Genomic DNA, 17,017 nt, shown 5'->3' with positions numbered 1-17,017 from the left:
CACGCCTCCTCCCGGTCCGAGGCAGCAGCACCAGGCAGCGAAGGAGAGAACACATGCGACTCGTCGTCTTCGGCGCGAACGGTCCGACCGGCCGGCAGGCCGCCGCGCAGGCGACCGCCGCGGGTCACACCGTCACCGCGGTGACCCGGCACCCCGACGCATTCCCGCTGGAACACGCCCGGTTGCGGGTCGAGGAGGCCGACGTCCTGGACGGTACGGCGGTGGAGCGCGTCGTCGCCGGTCACGACGCGGTGGTCTCCGCGCTCGGCGTCCCGTACGGCCGGGCCCCCGTCACGGTGTACTCGGCGGGCATCACCCACATCACCCGGGCCATGGCCCGCCACGGCCTGAGGCGCCTGGTCTGTGTGACCTCCACCGTGCTCTTCGACGTGCCCGCGCCCGGCGAGGGGGTCTTCTTCCGGAAGGTGCTCGAACCGTTCTTCGCGCGGGTCGTCGGGCGCACGGTCTACGACGACATGCGCCGCATGGAGGAGATCGTGGGCGCGAGCGGCCTCGACTGGACCGTGCTGCGGCCCGCCGGGCTCTTCGACACGGACGAGGTGAGCGAGTACCGGCTCGGCGCCCGCCGGCTGCCCGGCCGGTTCACCTCCCGGGCGGACCTCGCGCACGCCCTCGTACGCGAGGCCGTCACCGACGGGCACGTGCGCGCCTTTCTCGATGTGCGCACCGTCCAGGACACCCCGGGCATCCTCGACGTCATCCGGAAGGAGGGCTTCGGCAAGTGAGCTACACGGCCCCGCCGGCGCCACGGCGAGCGGGAGGCGGAGTCACGTGTCACCCCGGAAGTGACCGTTCTCACCCCCAACTCGTCTGATTCTTCTGCCTGGTGAGCGCGGTGAGCGCGGGCGTGGCAGAAAACGTCAACAGGCTGTCCTTGTGGACGGATCTCCGCTGGGAACAGTCTGTGACCGTGAAGGAACGACGTGTTGTCATCGCGGTCTACCCCGGCGCACAGGCACTGGACGTCAGCGGACCGCTCGAAGTCTTCGACAGCGTGAACCGGCTGCTGGCCGGGCCGGACGGCGCCTACCGCCTGCAGTGCGTCTCGCCCGACGCCCCGTCGGTGCCCACCTCCGCGGGCCTGGTGGTGCAGGCGGAGCCGCTGGAGGCGGCGGAGGGCGCGATCGACACGCTGCTCGTTCCGGGCGGTCCGGGCCTGAAGCAGGCGCTGCTGGACCGCTCCTTCGTCGCGTGGATCCGGCGCGCCGCGGGGCGGTCGCGGCGCGTGGCGTCCGTGTGCGGCGGGGCGTTCCTGCTGGCCGAGGCCGGCCTCCTGGACGGGCGGCGGGCCACCACGCACTGGGCGTTCTGGGAGCTGATGGCCCGCCGCTACCCCGAGGTGACCGTCGACCCCGAACCGATCTTCATCCGCGACGGCCCGTACGTCACCTCGGCGGGCGTGTCCACGGGCATCGACATGGCCCTCGCCCTGGTGGAGAGCGACCACGGGCCGGAGTGCGCCCTGGAGGTCGCGAAGTTCCTGGTGCTCTACTACAAACGCCCGGGCGGGCAGGCGCAGTTCAGCATGGTCCTGGACGCGCAGCTGTCCGACCAGGAGCCGATCCGGGCCGTGCAGGACTGGATCCAGGAGAACCTCCACCGCGCGCTCCCGGTGTCCGAACTCGCCGAGCGGGCCAGCATGAGCCCGCGGCACTTCGCCAGGGTGTTCCGCGGCGCGGTGGGGATGACGCCCGGTGCGTACGTCCGCCGGCTGCGCGTCGCAAGGGCCCGTCAGCTCCTGGAGGTCACCGAGCTGTCGGTCGGCCAGATCTCCAGCCGGTGCGGGTTCACCAACGTCGAGACGTTCCTTCGTGCGTTCGGCGCCCACCTCGGCCTCACCCCCGCCCAGTACCGGCATCACTTCCAGCTCCACACACCCCCCGGCCCGTTCGCCGAGCCGGCCTGGGCGGAACGGAGGACGGCATGACGCACCCGATGCGCCTGGTGGACCATGTGGCCACCGAGCTGGACCGACTCGGCGTCCGATACGTCTTCGGGGTCGGCGGCGCCAACATCGAGGACCTGTACGACGCGGTGCACCGCGCCCCCGGCCCGATCAGCGGGGTCGTCGCCAAGCACGAGTTCTCCGCCGCGACCATGGCGGACGGCTACGCCAGGGCCACCGGGCGCCTGGGCGTCGTCGCCGCCACCTCGGGCGGGGGCGCGATGAACCTGGTGCCGGGGCTGGCCGAGGCGCACGCCTCCCGCGTCCCGCTGCTGGCCCTGGTCGGGCAGCCGCCCGTCGGCCAGGAGGGCCGGGGCGCCTTCCAGGACTCCAGCGGCAAGGCGGGCTCCTTCGACGCCCGGGACGTCTTCGCGCCCGTCTCACGGTTCTGCGCCCGGGTGACCGGCCCCGACGAGATACCGGAGCTGCTCGCCCGCGCGATCGGCGCGGCGCAGACCGAGCCCCGCGGACCCGCCGTACTGCTCCTGCCCAAGGACGTCCAGCAGGGCCGCCTCACGGCGGATGCGGTCAAGGAGGCCGCTCCGCGCCCGCCGGCACCGCCGTACCCGGATCCCGGCTCCCTGACCGCGGCCGTGGACGTCCTGGAGGGCGCCTCCCGCGTCATGGTGATCGCCGGGGAGGGCGTGTCCGGGACGAGGGCGCGGGCGGAGCTGAAGGGCCTGGCGCGGCACCTGGGCGCCTGTGTGGCCGTGACCCCGGACGCCAAGGACGTCCACGACAACCGCGACCCCCGGTTCGTCGGCGTGGCGGGGGTGATGGGCCACCCCGAGGTCGAGGACTGCCTGCGCCGCGCCGACGCCTGTCTGCTGGTGGGCACCCGACTGCCCGTCATGGCGCGGGGCACGATGGAACCGCTGCTCAGCCGGATGCCCGTGGTCTGCGCCGACCCCGAGCCGCCCTTCGTGCCCGGCATCGCCCTGCTCGGCGCGGTGGCCGGCACGCTGCGCACGCTGCGGTACCGCGTCCGGCCGCGGCCGCCGGCCTGCCCGGACCACCGTCCCCCGTCCCTGCTGCGCCCACCGCCCGTCTCCGGACCTGCCACCGACCACACCTCGGCGGTCGCCGCGATCGCCGAGGCGCTGCCGCAGGACGCCCATGTCTTCGTGGACGCGGGGAACGTGGGCGCCACCGCCATCCACGGCCTGCCCGCCCCGCGCGACGGACGCTTCGTCGTCGCGGTGGGCATGGGCGGCATGGGCTACACCTTCGGCGCCGGGATCGGAGCCGCCCTGGCCACCGGACGGCGGACCTATGTGGTGGCGGGCGACGGGGCGTTCTTCATGCACGGCATGGAGGTGCACACCGCCCTCGAGTACGACGCGCCGGTCACCTTCGTCGTCCTGAACAACAACGCGCACGCCATGTGCGTCACCCGGGAGGAGATCTTCCAGGGCGGCGCCCGCACGGAGAACGTCTTCCACCCCTCCCGCATCGCCGCGGGCGCCGCGGCGATGTTCCCGCGGCTGCGCGTCGCCGCGGCCGACGACGCGGCACAGCTGCGCACCGCGCTGCTGCGGAGCAACGACCACGCGGGCCCGTCCCTGGTCGCCATGGACCTCGACCACCGTCAGACACCGCCGTTCCAGCCCTTCCTGGCCGCCGCGACGTCCTCCCGGACCGGTCCGGGCACATCCGCGAACGGCCGCCACCCGAACCGACACGAGGAGCACGCGCATGACCGAGCGATCCACGTTGGCTGACATCCCGGGCCTCGTCCGGGTGGAGAACACCAGCCCCGAGGAACTGGCGGCCCGCTGCCTGGAGATGACCTCCGCGGCCTACCCGCACCAGCAGGTCTACGGCGAGTACTGCACCATCCAGGAGTACGTCGACTGTCCGCCGGAGGCGGCCTACGAATACCTCAGCCGCGGCCACCACCTGGAGGAGTGGACCTGCAGCCTGCGCGGGTTCGAGCCCGCCGGCGAACCGGGGCTGTGGGTGGGCAACGACCTGCTGGAGAAGGGCACCAGGATCTACTGCCGGACCGAGGCCCACCCCGGTCCCATGACGGTCGACTACCACTGCGCCTGGGACCAGGGCGACGAGCTGTGGATGGTCTACCTGATGCGGGTGGTCCCGGCCGCGCGCGTCCTCGGCCGTGCCGGGTCGGTGATCACCTGGACCAACTGCCGTCACCCGTACTACCGCGACAACCCGCGCCCCGACCTGGCGCCCCACCCCGACCGGCGCTGGGTGGGCGACTACTGGGACCTGTTCTACGCCGGGCACAAGCTGGAGATGCACAACCTCAAGACGATCCTCGAACACCGCCACCGCAACGGCCTGCCCGTCTCCACCGGCCCGGCGAAGCGGGTCGCCCGATGACGCCGGTGAGCCTGACCGACGTCTCCGCCTATCTGCCCGGCGACCCCGTTCCCGCCGCGTACTTCACCGAGCACCCGGCCGCCGAGGACAGGCTGCGCGACAGCCCGATGTTCAGGGTCCCGCCGTACCGCCACCACGTGGCACCCGACGAGACCAACGCCGACATGGTCGAGCGGGCCGTCGAGCCGCTGATCGAACGGCACGGGCGGGCGGAGATCCGCCGCGTGGACGTCCTGCTCGTGCACAGCCAGCTGCCGGACAAGCCCTTCGTGGGCGCCGGCACCGAGGTGGCCCGACGGCTGGGGCTGGCGCCCCGGTGGCTGATCGACGTGGCCAACGCCGGGTGCGCCTCCTTCGTGCAGATGCTGGAGCTGGCCCGGCGCATCATGAGCGCGGGCGATGCCCGGACCGCCCTGATCTGCAACGCCCAGAGCGCCGCCGGCCAGCTGTTCACCCAGTCGCAGGTGCGCGGTCTGTCCCAGGCAGCCATCCCGGGCGACGGGTGCGGAGTCGCCTATCTGACGGCCTCCGCGCACGCCCCCGTCCTCGGGACCGTGAGCCGTCATGTCGCCGACCACGCCGGGGACATGACGATGGTCCGCGACGACGGGCGCAAGTACTGGGAGGCGGGCGACGCGCAGGTGCGCATCGGGTTCACCGAGTCCGGGGTCGCCAACGTGCTGGAGCGGGGCAACAGGCTCGTGCCGGAGGTCGTGCGGGAGCTGTGCCGCCAGGTCGGCACGGACGCCGGGGACATCGACTGCCTGATCACCAACCAGCCCAACCGCACCTTCCTGCACAACTGGCACGAGGCGCTGGGAGTTCCTGCCGATCGCCACCCGGACACCTTCGACCGGTGCGGCAACCTCTTCGGCGCGGCGATGCCCGTCACCCTCGACGACGCCGTCCGTGCGAAGCAGGTCAAGGAGGGCGACCTCGTGGTGCTGGCCGGGTTCGCCCACGCCGGGGACTACGCGGGCGCGGCGGCGATCCGCTGGGGGCAACGGGGCTGAGCGGGCGGCCCGGGGTCCCGTCCGGGTCACGTCACCGGCCGGGCCAGAGCCGTACGACCCACCGTTCGACCCCTCGGGGGAGCGTGCCGGTGCCGATCGCGGCCGGTTCGGCGGCGCGCGCCTCGGCGCGGCCCCGGCACCAGACCCCGAGCCGGTACGGGCCCGGCGGGACGGCCAGCGCGTTCACACCGAGGCGAGGGTGAGCCGGCCGCCCTCCACGGTGAGCCGCTCCTCCGCGTATGCCTCCCAGTCGCCCTCGGGATCCGGTGGCGCGAAGGACCAGTGCTCCAGCTCCACATGGGGTTCGTGGTCCTCCAACTCACCGCGGAACACGGCGAGTACGACGCCGCCGCCCACGCAGACCAGTCGCCGGCCCGGTGCGGGCGGGCGGACGGCGGAGGTGACGGGCGCGGCCGCGTCGACCAGGTTGAACAGGTGGTCCTCGGTGAGGGGCGCGCCGAGGGACTGCCACCGGGCGAGGTGCGACTGGACTTCGCCCGCGACGAACGGCTTCCCGAGCCCCCGGTGTGGACCCTGATACCCCGGGGCGACGGCGGCACGCCGACCCCGGTGCGCACCGCGAGCCGGGAGCTGTCCCTGGCGTGGAAGCTGCTGTGGCTGCACACCGACACCCGCGGCGGCGGCCGGGCACAGGGCAAGGACCTGTACGACGCGTACTCCTGGTCGAGGGGAAGGGCGCCGCGCTCCCGCCGCGCCTGCTGCGGGCGGTGTTCCGCGGCACGGCGCCCCTGGAGGCGGACGCCCTCGGCCCGGCGGCGGTGGCCCGTTGGGACGTGGACCGGGCCGCGTTCCGGGAGCGGCACCCATGGGTGACGGGAACGGCGGCGGACTGGCTGCTCCGGCTCGCCCGGGCGCTGGTACGGATCGGCGGGCAGCGACCGTTCGGGACGACGGTCGCCGGGAGAGACCACGGGCCGGCGCACGGCCGTCGGCGTGCCCCGGGCGCCACAGCCGAAAAATGACGTGCCCCGCCCGCGGGCCTCTCGTACTGTCGTCGCGTACCGGGCGCCGCGACCGAACCGCCGCGCGCGTCAAGACACAGGACACAGAGGGGAGCGGGCCGTGCGTGACCGTACCGCCGTCGTCGTTCCCCCTTCGCGGTCCGAGGTGATCCTGGTGTCCTCGTCCGTCCGGTGCCCGCTGCGCGGCCGGCACCGGACGCCCGTGACGCCCCGCTGACACCCGGTATCCCTCCCGGAAGCCCTCCTGCCGGACCCGGCCCGGAGCCCGTGCGGCCCCGCCGTACCGTCGTGTCCCCCCGGCGCACGGGGAATCGCGCTGCCCATTTCTCTGAACCGCAGAAAGGCCACGGGCCGTGCGCACCACCACTCTCGGCACCCTCACCGCCGTCCGCAACCTCGGCATCCTCGCCCACGTCGACGCCGGCAAGACCACCGTCACCGAGCGGATCCTGTACGCGACGGGCACCACCCACAAGCGGGGCGAGGTGCACGACGGCACCACCGTCACCGACTTCGACCCCCAGGAACGCGACCGCGGCATCACCATCTTCGCGGCCGCGGTGAGCTGCGCCTGGGACGGGCACCGCGTCAACCTCATCGACACCCCCGGGCACGTCGACTTCGCCGACGAGGTCGAGCGTTCGCTGCGCGTGCTCGACGGGGCGGTCGCCGTGTTCGACGCCGTCGCCGGGGTCGAGCCGCAGAGCGAGTCGGTGTGGCGGCAGGCCGACCGGCACGGCGTACCGAGGATCGCGTTCGTCAACAAGCTGGACCGCGCGGGCGCCGACCTCGACCGGGCCGTCGACTCCATCCGCGACCGGCTCCATCCCGCCCCGCTCGTCGTGCAGTTGCCCATCGGCGCCGAGGACGGCTTCACCGGTGTGGTGGACCTGGTCCGGATGCGCGCCCTGACCTGGGCCGACGGCGAGGGTGCCGCGTCGGAGGGGCCGGTGCCCGAGGCACTGGCGGCCGAGGCGGTACGACGGCGCCGGGCACTGGAGGAGGCGGTGGCCGAGCTGCATCCGGCCGCCCTGGAGGAGTTCTGCGAACGGGAGACGCTCTGCGCCGCCACGCTCGCCGGGGCCCTGCGCGACCTCACCCGCACCGGGGACGGTGTGGTCGTCCTGTGCGGTTCCGCCTACCGCAACCGCGGCATCGAACCACTGCTGGACGCGGTCGTGGCCTATCTGCCCTCGCCGCTCGACGTGCCCGCCGTACGCGGAGTGCACGGCGGCGCCGAGGAGCGGCGGGCAGCCGACCCCGAAGCGCCGTTCGCGGGACTGGTGTTCAAGGTGAACGCCGGCGCCACCGGGCGCCTGACCTACGTGCGCGTCTACTCGGGCACGATCGAGAAGGGAGACACCATGTGGGACCCCGGCACCGGGCGCACCGAGCGTGCCGCGCGGATCCTGCGCGTCATGGCCGACCTGCACGTGCAGTTGGAGCGGGCGGTCGCCGGTGACATCGTCGCGCTCGCCGGAGTGAAGTCGGCGCGGACCGGGTCCACGCTGTGCGACCCCGGCGCCCCGCTGCTCCTGGAACCGCCCGTGGCCGCCGAGCCCGTGGTGTCCGTGGCGGTCGAGGCCCGGCGCGGTACGGACACCGGGCGGCTCGCGACGGCCCTGGCCCGGCTCGCGGAGGAGGACCCCTCGCTGGTCGTGCGCACCGACGCCGAGACCGGGCAGACCGTGCTGTCCGGGATGGGCGAACTCCATCTGGAGGTCGCGGTGGAGAAGATCCGCCGGGACGGCGGCCCGGAGGTCGGCGTGGGCCGGCCGAGGGTCTCGTACCGCGAGACCGTCGTCGGGGGAGTACGCGGGTTCGTGTTCCGGCACGTCAAGCAGGACGGTGGGGCGGGGCAGTTCGCCCATGTGGTCCTCGACGTGGAGCCGCTCGGCCCCGAGACCGGGGTCACCGGCTTCGAGTTCCGCTCCACCGTGGTGGGCGGGCGGGTGCCGCAGGAGTACGTGCGCGCGGTGGAGGCCGGGTGCCGGGACGCCCTCGCCGAGGGGCCGCTCGACGGGCACCCGGTGACCGGGCTGCGGGTCACGCTCACCGACGGTTCCACCCATGTGAAGGACTCCTCCGACACGGCGTTCCGCACCGCCGGCCGGCTCGGGCTCCGGGATGCCCTGCGCGCCTGCGCGCTCGCGCTCCTGGAACCGGTCGCCGAGGTCACGGTGACCGTGCCCGAGGACGCGGTCGGCGGTGTGCTCGGTGACCTGTCCGCCCGGCGCGGCCGGGTCGCCGGCTCCGAGGTGCGCGGCGGCGCGGCCGTAGTGACGGCGACCGTTCCCCTGGCCGAACTGTTCGGCTACGCCACCCGCTTGCGCAGCCGCACCCAGGGCCGGGGCACCTTCACGACCCGGCCCACGGGCTACGCGCAGGCGCCGGGCCGGTAGCGGGGGGTGGCCGGCCGGTCCGAAGCTTCGGCTCCGGACCGGCCGGGGCGTCGCTGACGGGGGCTCCGCCCGGCGCTTGGCCGGATTCGGGTCCCGGCGCCGGGCCGAGCCGCCGTCACCCGCCCCGGGCCGCCCCAACCCCCCACCGACACACAACCGTTGTACAACCCGGAGCCCGCTCTCCGACCGCAGGTCACACGCCCTGCGGGCACGTGAATGCACGGCAACGCACTCCGTGTTCCGGCCATCCCGGAGCCGACCGGAGGGGATACCGCTGCGGGATCCCTTGACGCGCATGTCTTCAGGGGTTTAACTCACGTCCTAAATTAAGCCGTGAGGGGCTTCGGGTCGGACCGGTCGCCGGCCCTCCTGAGCAGCCCCGAAGGGTTCACGACTCCCGGAAAGGGACACCAGGAGCCATGCGCAGCATCCGAGCCGCGGCCACCGGCGCCGTCACCCTGTCTCTCGCCCTCGCGGCAACGGCCTGCGGAGGCGGTTCGTCCAGCGGCGGCGGGTCCGACGACTCGCCGAAGACGCTGACGTACTGGGCCTCCAACCAGGGCGCCAGCATCGCCGTCGACAAGCAGGTCCTCCAGCCCGAACTCGACAGGTTCCAGAAGCAGACGGGCATCAAGGTGAAGCTGGAGGTCGTGCCCTGGTCCGACCTGCTCAACCGGATCCTGACCGCGACCACCTCCGGCCAGGGCCCGGACGTGCTGAACATCGGCAACACCTGGAGCGCCTCGCTGCAGGCCACCGGCGCGCTGCTCCCCTGGGACGCGAAGAACTTCGACAAGATCGGCGGCAGGGATCGCTTCGTCGACTCCGCGCTCGGCTCCACCGGCGCCCAGGGCAAGGACCCCGCCGCGGTGCCCCTGTACTCGATGGCCTACGCGCTCTACTACAACAAGCAGATCTTCGCCGACGCCGGCATAGCCAAGCCGCCCACCACCTGGGACGAGCTGATCGCCGACGGCAAGAAGATCCAGGCCAAGGGCAAGTCCCCGCTCGGCGCCGAGGGTTCGAACCTGTCGGAGAACATCCACCACGTCTTCGTCTTCGCCAAGCAGCACGGCGCCGACTTCTTCACCCCCGACGGCAAGCCCGACTTCACCAACCCCAAGGTGGTCGACGCGGTCAAGGGCTACGTCGACCTGATGGCCAAGGACAAGGTCATCCCGGCCGGCGACGCCGAGTACGCGCAGAACCAGTCCGTCAGCGACTTCGCCAAGGGCAAGCAGGCCATGCTGCTGTGGCAGTCCGCCTCCGCCAACCTCAAGTCCCAGGGCATGAACCCGGACGCCTACGGTGTCGCCCCCGTGCCCGTGCAGTCCGGCATACCCGGCACCGGCACCCAGGTCGACTCCATGGTCGCCGGCATCAACATCGCCGTCTTCAAGAACACCCACAACCTCGACGGCGCCACGAAGTTCGTGAAGTTCATGACCTCCGACGCGGAGCAGAAGGTCCTCAACACGGCGTACAGCTCCATCCCGCCGGTCAAGGGCGCCCAGCAGGACGCGGCCTTCAACTCGCCCTCCAACGCCGTGCTGAAGAACACCCTCGCCACCAGCGCGGCCGCGCTGCCCCAGGTCGCCTCCGAGTCGCAGTTCGAGACGACCGTCGGCACGGCCGTGAAGGACCTGTTCGCCGACGCCGCCGCCGGACGCCCGGTGACCACCGAATCGGTCAAGGCCGCGCTGCAGAAGGCCCAGCAGCAGATGCCGGCGGCGTGAACCCGATGACCACGACCGCACTGCGCGAGCAGGAGCCGGTCGGCGGGACCTCTCCCGGTGCGACGGCGCGCGAACCCCGCCGCCGCACCGGGCGGCTGCGCCGCGTCTCGCTGCCGTACCTGCTGCTCCTGCCCGCCCTGCTCCTCGAACTCCTCGTCCACCTGGTGCCGATGGTCATCGGCATCGTGATGAGCTTCAAGGAACTCACCCAGTTCTACATCCGGGACTGGGGGAGCGCCCCCTGGTCCGGCCTCGGCAACTACAAGGTGTCCGTGGACTTCGACGCGCCCGTCGGCGAGGCCCTGCTGCACTCCTTCTCCGTCACCGTCGGCTTCACCCTGCTCTCCGTCGGCCTGTGCTGGCTCGTCGGCACCGCGGCCGCGGTCTACATGCAGGACGCCTTTCGCGGCCGGGGCCTGCTGCGCGCCCTCTTCCTGGTGCCGTACGCGCTGCCCGTCTACACGGCCGTGATCACCTGGGTGTTCATGTTCCAGCACGACAACGGGCTGGTGAACCACGTCCTGCACGACCAGCTGCACCTCACCTCCAAGCCGTCCTTCTGGCTCATCGGGGACAACAGCTTCTACGCCCTGCTGACCGTGTCGGTGTGGAAGGGCTGGCCGTTCGCGTTCCTCATCGTGATGGCCGGCCTCCAGAACATCCCACGGGAGCTGTACGAGGCGGCCGCGCTGGACGGCGCCGGAATGTGGCAGCAGATCCGCCGCATCACCCTGCCGTCGCTGCGCCCGGTCAACCAGGTGCTGGTCCTGGTCCTGTTCCTGTGGACGTTCAACGACTTCAACACGCCGTACGTCCTGTTCGGCAGGTCCGCCCCGGAGGCCGCCGACCTGATCTCGGTCCACATCTACCAGGCCTCCTTCGTCACCTGGAACTTCGGCACCGGCTCCGCCATGTCCGTCCTGCTGCTGCTCTTCCTGCTCGTCGTGACGGGCGGCTACCTGCTGTTCACCTCGCGCGGACGGAGTGCCACCGATGCATGACTCGCCGATGGCACCGCCCCGTTCGTTCCTGTGGTCCCGCCGGGTCTTCCTCACCCTGCTCACCGGTTTCGTGCTGATCCCGGTGTACGTGATGGTCTCCAGCTCGCTGAAGCCGCTCGCCGACGTCACCGGCAAGTTCCGCTGGCTGCCGAGCGGCCTGACGATCCGCCCGTACATCGACATCTGGTCGACGGTCCCCCTGGCCCACTACTTCGTGAACTCGCTCGTCGTGGCCGGGTCCGCGACCGTCTGCTCGGTGGTGATCGCGGTGTTCGCCGCGTACGCCGTCAGCCGCTACGACTTCCGGGGCAAGCGCGTCTTCACGGTCACCGTGCTGTCGACGCAGATGTTCCCCGGCATCCTCTTCCTCCTCCCGCTCTTCCTCATCTACGTCAACATCGGCAACGCCACCGGCATCGCCCTGTTCGGCTCCCGCGGCGGCCTGATCCTCACCTACCTCACCTTCTCCCTGCCGTTCTCGATCTGGATGCTGATCGGGTACTTCGACTCGGTGCCGCGCGACCTGGACGAGGCGGCGCTGGTGGACGGCTGCGGCCCGCTCGGCGCGCTGCTGCGGATCGTCGTACCGGCCGCGATCCCCGGCATCGTCGCGGTCGCCGTCTACGCCTTCATGACCGCGTGGGGCGAGGTGCTCTTCGCGTCCGTGATGACCAACGACGCCACCCGCACCCTCGCCGTCGGGCTCCAGGGCTACTCCACCCTCAACGACGTCTACTGGAACCAGATCATGGCCGCCTCGCTGGTCGTCAGCGTGCCCGTGGTGGCCGGCTTCCTGCTGCTGCAGCGCTATCTCGTCGCCGGACTGACGGCGGGCGCCGTCAAGTGACCGACTCCCCGTATCCCGAAGGGACTTCCGTGTCCGAACGCATCGACCTCGCCGCACTCCCGCACGACTTCCTGTGGGGCACGGCGACAGCGGCGTACCAGATCGAGGGGGCCGTCGCCGAGGGCGGCCGCTCGCCCTCGATCTGGGACACCTTCTCGCACACCCCCGGGAAGATCGCGAACGACGACAACGGCGACGTCGCCTGCGACCACTACCACCGCTGGCGCGAGGACATCGCCCTGATGCGCGGCCTGGGCCTGAACGCCTACCGGCTGTCCGTGGCATGGCCCCGCGTGCTGCCCGGCGGCGTGGGGCCGGTCAACCCCGAGGGGCTCGCCTTCTACGACGAACTGGTGGACGCCCTCCTGGAGGCGGGCATCACCCCGTCCGTCACCCTCTACCACTGGGACCTGCCGCAGGTGCTGCAGGACCGCGGCGGCTGGCCGGAGCGCGACACCGCCTTCGCGTTCGCCGAGTACGCCTCCGCCGTCGCCGGCCGCCTCGGTGACCGCGTCAAGCTCTGGACGACGCTCAACGAGCCGTCCTGCTCGGCCTGGATCGGCCACCACGAGGGCAAGATGGCGCCCGGCTGGACGGACCTCGACGCCGCCGTGCGCGCCTCCTGCCATCTGCTCCTCGGCCACGGCCTCGCCGCGCAGGCCGTACGCGCCGCCGTCCCGGACGCCCAGGTCGGCATCGTCAACAACCTCTCCACCGTGCACCCCGCCACCGGCAGCCCCGAGGACGCCGCGGCGGCCCGCCGGCACGACGGCCACGTCAACCGCTGGTGGCTCGACCCCGTGCACGGCCGCGGCTTCCCGGCCGACATGATCGAGACCTACGGTGTGGAACTCCCGTTGCGCACGGGCGACTTGGCGACCATCGCGACGCCGCTGGACTGGCTGGGCCTGAACTACTACTTCCCGGCGTACGTCGCCGACGACCCCGACGGCCCGGCGCCGTACGCCCGTTCCGTGCGCCGCGAGGGCGTCCCGCGCACCGGCATGGACTGGGAGATCGACGCGGGCGGCATCGAGACGCTGCTGCTGCGGCTCACCGAGGAGTACGGAGCCCGGCGGATCTACGTCACCGAGAACGGCTCCGCCTTCCCGGACGTCGTACGCCCCGACGGCAGCATCGACGACCCCGAGCGCCAGGAGTACCTGGAGCGCCACCTCGCCGCCTGCGCCTCGGCCGTCCGCAAGGGCGCCCCGCTGGCCGGCTACTTCGCCTGGTCCCTGCTCGACAACTTCGAGTGGGCGTACGGCTACGACAAGCGCTTCGGCCTGGTCCACGTCGACTACCGCACCCAGGTGCGCACCATCAAGGGCAGCGGACACCGGTACGCGGACATCGTCCGCGTCCACCGCGGCCGAGGACGCCGGGCCGCCTGAGCCCGGCCCGGACGCCGGGGGCACGGGAGCGGGAGCCCGTGCCCCCGACCTGCTACCCCTTGACGTGCAGTTCGGCCGTCCCCGGACCTGGATGGCCGGACCCCGGTCGAGCATGCTGCCCCCATGGTGTCCATGAACCACACGGTGCTCGTCCGAGCGGTCCCTTTCGCCTGGCTCGTCGACGCCCTCGCCGAGGTCCGCACCCTGGTGGAGGAGAGCCGGGCGGAAGGGCCCCGACTGGTACTGCCGGACGGACGGCCGATCCCGGGCGTTCGGCTCACCGGTGGACGGCACCTGCGGCCGGGGGCCGAATACCTGCTCTCGGACGAGGAGGACGAGGAGGGCGAGAAGGGGGAGAAGGGGGAGAAGGGCGAGCACTCGGACGGGTGCAAGGAAGCGAAAGGCGAGGGCACCGGGGAAACGGTGACTGTCCGCATCGAGGAGTGGGACCGCCGACGCGCCGTCCGGCTGGCCCTCGCCGTCGCCTCGGACGGCGGGAACACGGAACTGCACACCGTCCTGAAGAGCCTCGACCGCCCCCGCCACGTCGAGGTCGGCGGCCGGTCGCTGCTCGACGGTGTGCCGCCACGGTTCTCCCGGCTGGAGGGGCGGGCGCGCGTGCAACTCGACGACTGGTGGGCCGTGGCGGACTCCGCACGGGCCCCGCACTCCGCTCCGGCCACGGCATGCGTCGACCACCGCTGGGCTCGGGTGAAGGTGCGCGCCGTACCCCATCCGCGCAGTGACGGCGACGGCGACGGATGGGACATACGGGTCACCGTGTCCGTGCACGGGCGAGGGCTCCTGCGTCCGCTGGCGGCCGTCGTGCTCGGCGTGGCCGGCCGCTGGATCCGCCGATCCGTGGCCCGCACGCTCGACGACATGGCCGCCACCTGGAACGCGGAGATTCCGCGATGGGTGGCCATGGACAGGGACGCGCTGAGGTCGGCGCTCACGGCCCGCCCGTGAGGCGGGTGATCCACTCGGCCACGGTGCCGGCGACCGGCCGACACACGGCGACTGAACCGTACGTCCGCGCCGCACGTATATGCCGAGCATGGGAGGATCGCTCACCGTGAGCGCGTCGCCGGCGGTGAGAGGTTTGCGTGCCGCGGTGTTCGCCGCGGTGTGTGTGCTGCTCGCTGCCGCCGGGCACGGGCTCGCCATGGGCGACATGCCGCCGCTGTGGGCCGATGGTGCCGGCTTCCTGGCCGTTTTCGCGATGGGCTGGCCACTCGGCGGGCGGGAGCGGTCGCTGCCCGGTATCGGGGCGGCCATGCTGCTCACCCAGGCGGGGCTGCACCTCGCCTTCGGCGCCGCCCACCGGAGCGTGTCCCCGTCAGGTTCGGGCATGCCCGGCATGCCGGGTATGCCCGCTGGTGCGATGCATGCCCACACGACCGCCCACGCCACCGTCGCCCACCTCCTCGCCGCTCTCGTCGCCTCCTGGTGGCTGCGGCGCGGTGAGGCCGCGCTCTGGTCCCTGCTGCGCCGTACCGCCGCGCTCGTGCCGGGGCTCGTCGCCTGGTGGCGGGCCGCCCCGCTGCCCGCTCCCGCCGGCCCGGTCCGGTGCGTGGCGGCCGGTCCCGAGGTGCCCCGCCGGGCCCCGCTGCGGCACGCGGTCACCCGGCGCGGGCCTCCCGCCGCGATCCCGTACTCGCTCTGACACCCCTCACACGTCACTCGTACGGAGATCGACACACTCATGTCCATGCCACGCATCACGCCGCGCCGTGCCGGAACCGTCGCCGCCGTCGCCGCCGCCTCGGTCCTGCTCGCCGCCGGTGCCGCCTCCGCGCACGTCACCGTCCACCCGGAGAGCTACGCCAAGGGCGCCACCGACGGGGTGCTGACCTTCCGCGTCCCCAACGAGGAGGACAGCGCCTCCACCAACAAGGTCCAGGTCTTCCTGCCCACCGACCACCCCGTCCTCGGCGTCCTGGTCCACCCGCAGGACGGCTGGACCGCCAAGGTCACCACCACCAAGCTCAAGACGCCGGTCAAGACCGACGACGGCACCATCACCGAAGCGGCCTCCGAGATCACCTTCACCGGTGGCAAGATCGGCCCCGGGCAGTACGAGGACTTCGACGTCGCCTTCGGCCAGCTGCCCGACAACACCGGTCAGCTGGTGTTCAAGACGCTGCAGACCTACTCCGACGGCAAGGTCGTCCGCTGGATCGAGGAGCCGGCCTCCGGCGACGACGAGCCGGAGAACCCGGCGCCGGTGCTCAAGCTCACCGCCGCCGAGAGTTCCGACACCTCCGCGGCCCCCGCCACCGCCAAGAGCGGCGCCGTCACCAAGACGGCCGCCGCGAGCGACTCCACCGCGCGCGGGCTCGGCATCGCCGGCCTGGTCGTCGGCGTACTCGGCCTCGCGGCCGCCGCGTTCGCGATCGTGCGCAGCCGGGGCCGGCAGCAGTAAGGCTCTCGTCCCGCCCAGGGGCGAGGGCGCGACGGCAGGGGCCCGGACCGACAGTCGGTCCGGGCCCCTGCCCATGTCCGAGCCCCCGCCGGGGCTCCGCCGGCGATGCCCTCAGCGCGTCGCCAGCTCCAGCAGCCGGGGCTCCACCGGGGCCTCGGGCATGGTGCGGGAGGTGCGCCACAGCCACAGCACGTCCCGGCCGAAGGACCACAGCAGCGAGCCGAGGGCCACCAGGACGATCGCGAGGTTCGCCAGATGGGGGAGGAGCCCGGCGCCCGCCACCAGCAGGCAGACGCCCTGGATCGCGGCGACGGTCTTGCGGGCGAAGGACGGCGGCAGCGGCGCGTTCAGCCAGGGGGCGACGCGGGCGGCGGCGACGAAGCCGTAGCGCATCCCGCCGATCAGCAGCACCCACGGGCCCAGCTGCATGGACACGTACACGCTCAGCACCAGGATCAGGAACGCGTCGACCTCCATGTCGAAGCGTGCGCCGAGCGCGCTCGACGTGCCCGTGCGACGGGCCACCTTGCCGTCCACGCCGTCCAGCAGCAGCGCCACGGCGGTCAGGGCGACCAGCAGCGTCACCGGCGGCGCGCTCTCGAAGGAGTCCGCGACCAGCGCGGTCACCCCGCCGACCAGGGTCGCCCGGCCGAGCGTGACCCGGTTCGCCGGGCCGAAGGAGCTGAGCCGGGAGCGGTGCAGGGCGCGGGAGAGGACCGCCCAGGTGGCGAACGCGAAGGCCAGCCCCGTCAGCCAGCCGGCCGGCCCCATGCCGATCGCCGTGCCGAGCAGGGCCAGCAGCAGGATCTGCACGCCCGCTCCCACAGCGGTCTCCTGCTGGAGCCTCGCGTCATAAGTGTTGTTCAGGGCCACCGCACACCCTCCGGCCGAGTGACAGAGTCGA

At 72.6% G+C, this 17,017-nt stretch carries 16 protein-coding genes; 14 read left to right on the top strand and 2 right to left on the bottom strand.

Annotated features, from left to right (window positions below; genetic code table 11):
• The first annotated feature begins 53 nt into the window (after window positions 1-53).
• From ACZ7FF_RS08080 to ACZ7FF_RS08060, 5 genes are all read left to right on the top strand, one after another.
• Complete coding sequence (locus ACZ7FF_RS08080; protein WP_470810409.1) at window positions 54-746, top strand: NAD(P)-dependent oxidoreductase; 693 nt, start codon at window positions 54-56, stop codon at window positions 744-746.
• A gap of 185 nt (window positions 747-931) precedes the next feature.
• Window positions 932-1,948, top strand: coding sequence for a GlxA family transcriptional regulator (locus tag ACZ7FF_RS08075; protein ID WP_470810408.1), 1,017 nt, complete (start codon window positions 932-934; stop codon window positions 1,946-1,948).
• Window positions 1,945-3,687: a thiamine pyrophosphate-binding protein gene (locus ACZ7FF_RS08070; RefSeq protein ID WP_470810407.1), complete on the top strand. Its 1,743-nt coding sequence runs from the start codon at window positions 1,945-1,947 to the stop codon at window positions 3,685-3,687. Before ACZ7FF_RS08075 ends, ACZ7FF_RS08070 begins: the two co-directional genes overlap by 4 nt.
• A complete protein-coding gene (locus tag ACZ7FF_RS08065; RefSeq protein WP_470810406.1) occupies window positions 3,662-4,312 on the top strand; it encodes an SRPBCC family protein in 651 nt (216 codons plus the stop codon). Before ACZ7FF_RS08070 ends, ACZ7FF_RS08065 begins: the two co-directional genes overlap by 26 nt.
• Complete coding sequence (locus tag ACZ7FF_RS08060) at window positions 4,309-5,325, top strand: 3-oxoacyl-ACP synthase III family protein (RefSeq protein WP_470810405.1); 1,017 nt, start codon at window positions 4,309-4,311, stop codon at window positions 5,323-5,325. Before ACZ7FF_RS08065 ends, ACZ7FF_RS08060 begins: the two co-directional genes overlap by 4 nt.
• A gap of 31 nt (window positions 5,326-5,356) precedes the next feature.
• Here ACZ7FF_RS08060 and ACZ7FF_RS08055 read toward each other — a convergent pair whose 3' ends face one another.
• Window positions 5,357-5,512: a hypothetical protein gene (locus tag ACZ7FF_RS08055; RefSeq protein WP_470810403.1), complete on the bottom strand. Its 156-nt coding sequence runs from the start codon at window positions 5,510-5,512 to the stop codon at window positions 5,357-5,359.
• A 110-nt stretch (window positions 5,513-5,622) separates the two neighbouring features.
• Between ACZ7FF_RS08055 and ACZ7FF_RS08050 the strand changes: the two genes are divergently transcribed.
• From ACZ7FF_RS08050 to ACZ7FF_RS08010, 9 genes are all read left to right on the top strand, one after another.
• Window positions 5,623-6,159, top strand: a complete 537-nt coding sequence (locus ACZ7FF_RS08050) for a nucleotidyl transferase AbiEii/AbiGii toxin family protein (RefSeq protein WP_470810603.1) — start codon at window positions 5,623-5,625, stop codon at window positions 6,157-6,159.
• Window positions 6,160-6,661: 502 nt separating this feature from the next.
• The gene (fusA, locus tag ACZ7FF_RS08045; protein ID WP_470810402.1) at window positions 6,662-8,710 is read left to right on the top strand and encodes an elongation factor G; all 2,049 of its coding nucleotides are present in this window, start codon (window positions 6,662-6,664) and stop codon (window positions 8,708-8,710) included.
• A 419-nt stretch (window positions 8,711-9,129) separates the two neighbouring features.
• The gene (locus ACZ7FF_RS08040; RefSeq protein WP_470810401.1) at window positions 9,130-10,446 is read left to right on the top strand and encodes an ABC transporter substrate-binding protein; all 1,317 of its coding nucleotides are present in this window, start codon (window positions 9,130-9,132) and stop codon (window positions 10,444-10,446) included.
• 5 nt (window positions 10,447-10,451) lie between these two features.
• The gene (locus tag ACZ7FF_RS08035; RefSeq protein ID WP_470810400.1) at window positions 10,452-11,447 is read left to right on the top strand and encodes a carbohydrate ABC transporter permease; all 996 of its coding nucleotides are present in this window, start codon (window positions 10,452-10,454) and stop codon (window positions 11,445-11,447) included.
• A gap of 7 nt (window positions 11,448-11,454) precedes the next feature.
• Entirely contained in the window at window positions 11,455-12,294 is an 840-nt protein-coding gene (locus tag ACZ7FF_RS08030; protein WP_470810399.1) for a carbohydrate ABC transporter permease, read from the top strand.
• A gap of 29 nt (window positions 12,295-12,323) precedes the next feature.
• Window positions 12,324-13,688 carry a GH1 family beta-glucosidase gene (locus ACZ7FF_RS08025; protein WP_470810397.1) on the top strand — a complete coding sequence of 455 codons (1,365 nt, stop codon included), beginning with the start codon at window positions 12,324-12,326 and terminating at the stop codon, window positions 13,686-13,688.
• 123 nt (window positions 13,689-13,811) lie between these two features.
• A complete protein-coding gene (locus ACZ7FF_RS08020) occupies window positions 13,812-14,657 on the top strand; it encodes a hypothetical protein (RefSeq protein WP_470810396.1) in 846 nt (281 codons plus the stop codon).
• Between the two features lie 106 nt (window positions 14,658-14,763).
• Window positions 14,764-15,354: a hypothetical protein gene (locus ACZ7FF_RS08015; protein WP_470810395.1), complete on the top strand. Its 591-nt coding sequence runs from the start codon at window positions 14,764-14,766 to the stop codon at window positions 15,352-15,354.
• Window positions 15,355-15,393: 39 nt separating this feature from the next.
• Window positions 15,394-16,113 (top strand): YcnI family protein, encoded by a 720-nt coding sequence (locus ACZ7FF_RS08010; RefSeq protein ID WP_470810393.1) that lies wholly within the window; start codon window positions 15,394-15,396, stop codon window positions 16,111-16,113.
• Window positions 16,114-16,224: 111 nt separating this feature from the next.
• Here the strand turns inward: ACZ7FF_RS08010 and ACZ7FF_RS08005 are convergent, their stop codons facing one another.
• A complete protein-coding gene (locus ACZ7FF_RS08005) occupies window positions 16,225-16,986 on the bottom strand; it encodes a CDP-alcohol phosphatidyltransferase family protein (RefSeq protein ID WP_470810392.1) in 762 nt (253 codons plus the stop codon).
• Window positions 16,987-17,017: the final 31 nt, after the last annotated feature.

This window comes from Streptomyces sp. NPDC037126, assembly GCF_055605965.1.
The sequence above is the reverse complement of the archived record's forward strand: the minus strand, read 5'-3'. Positions and strand labels throughout refer to the sequence as shown.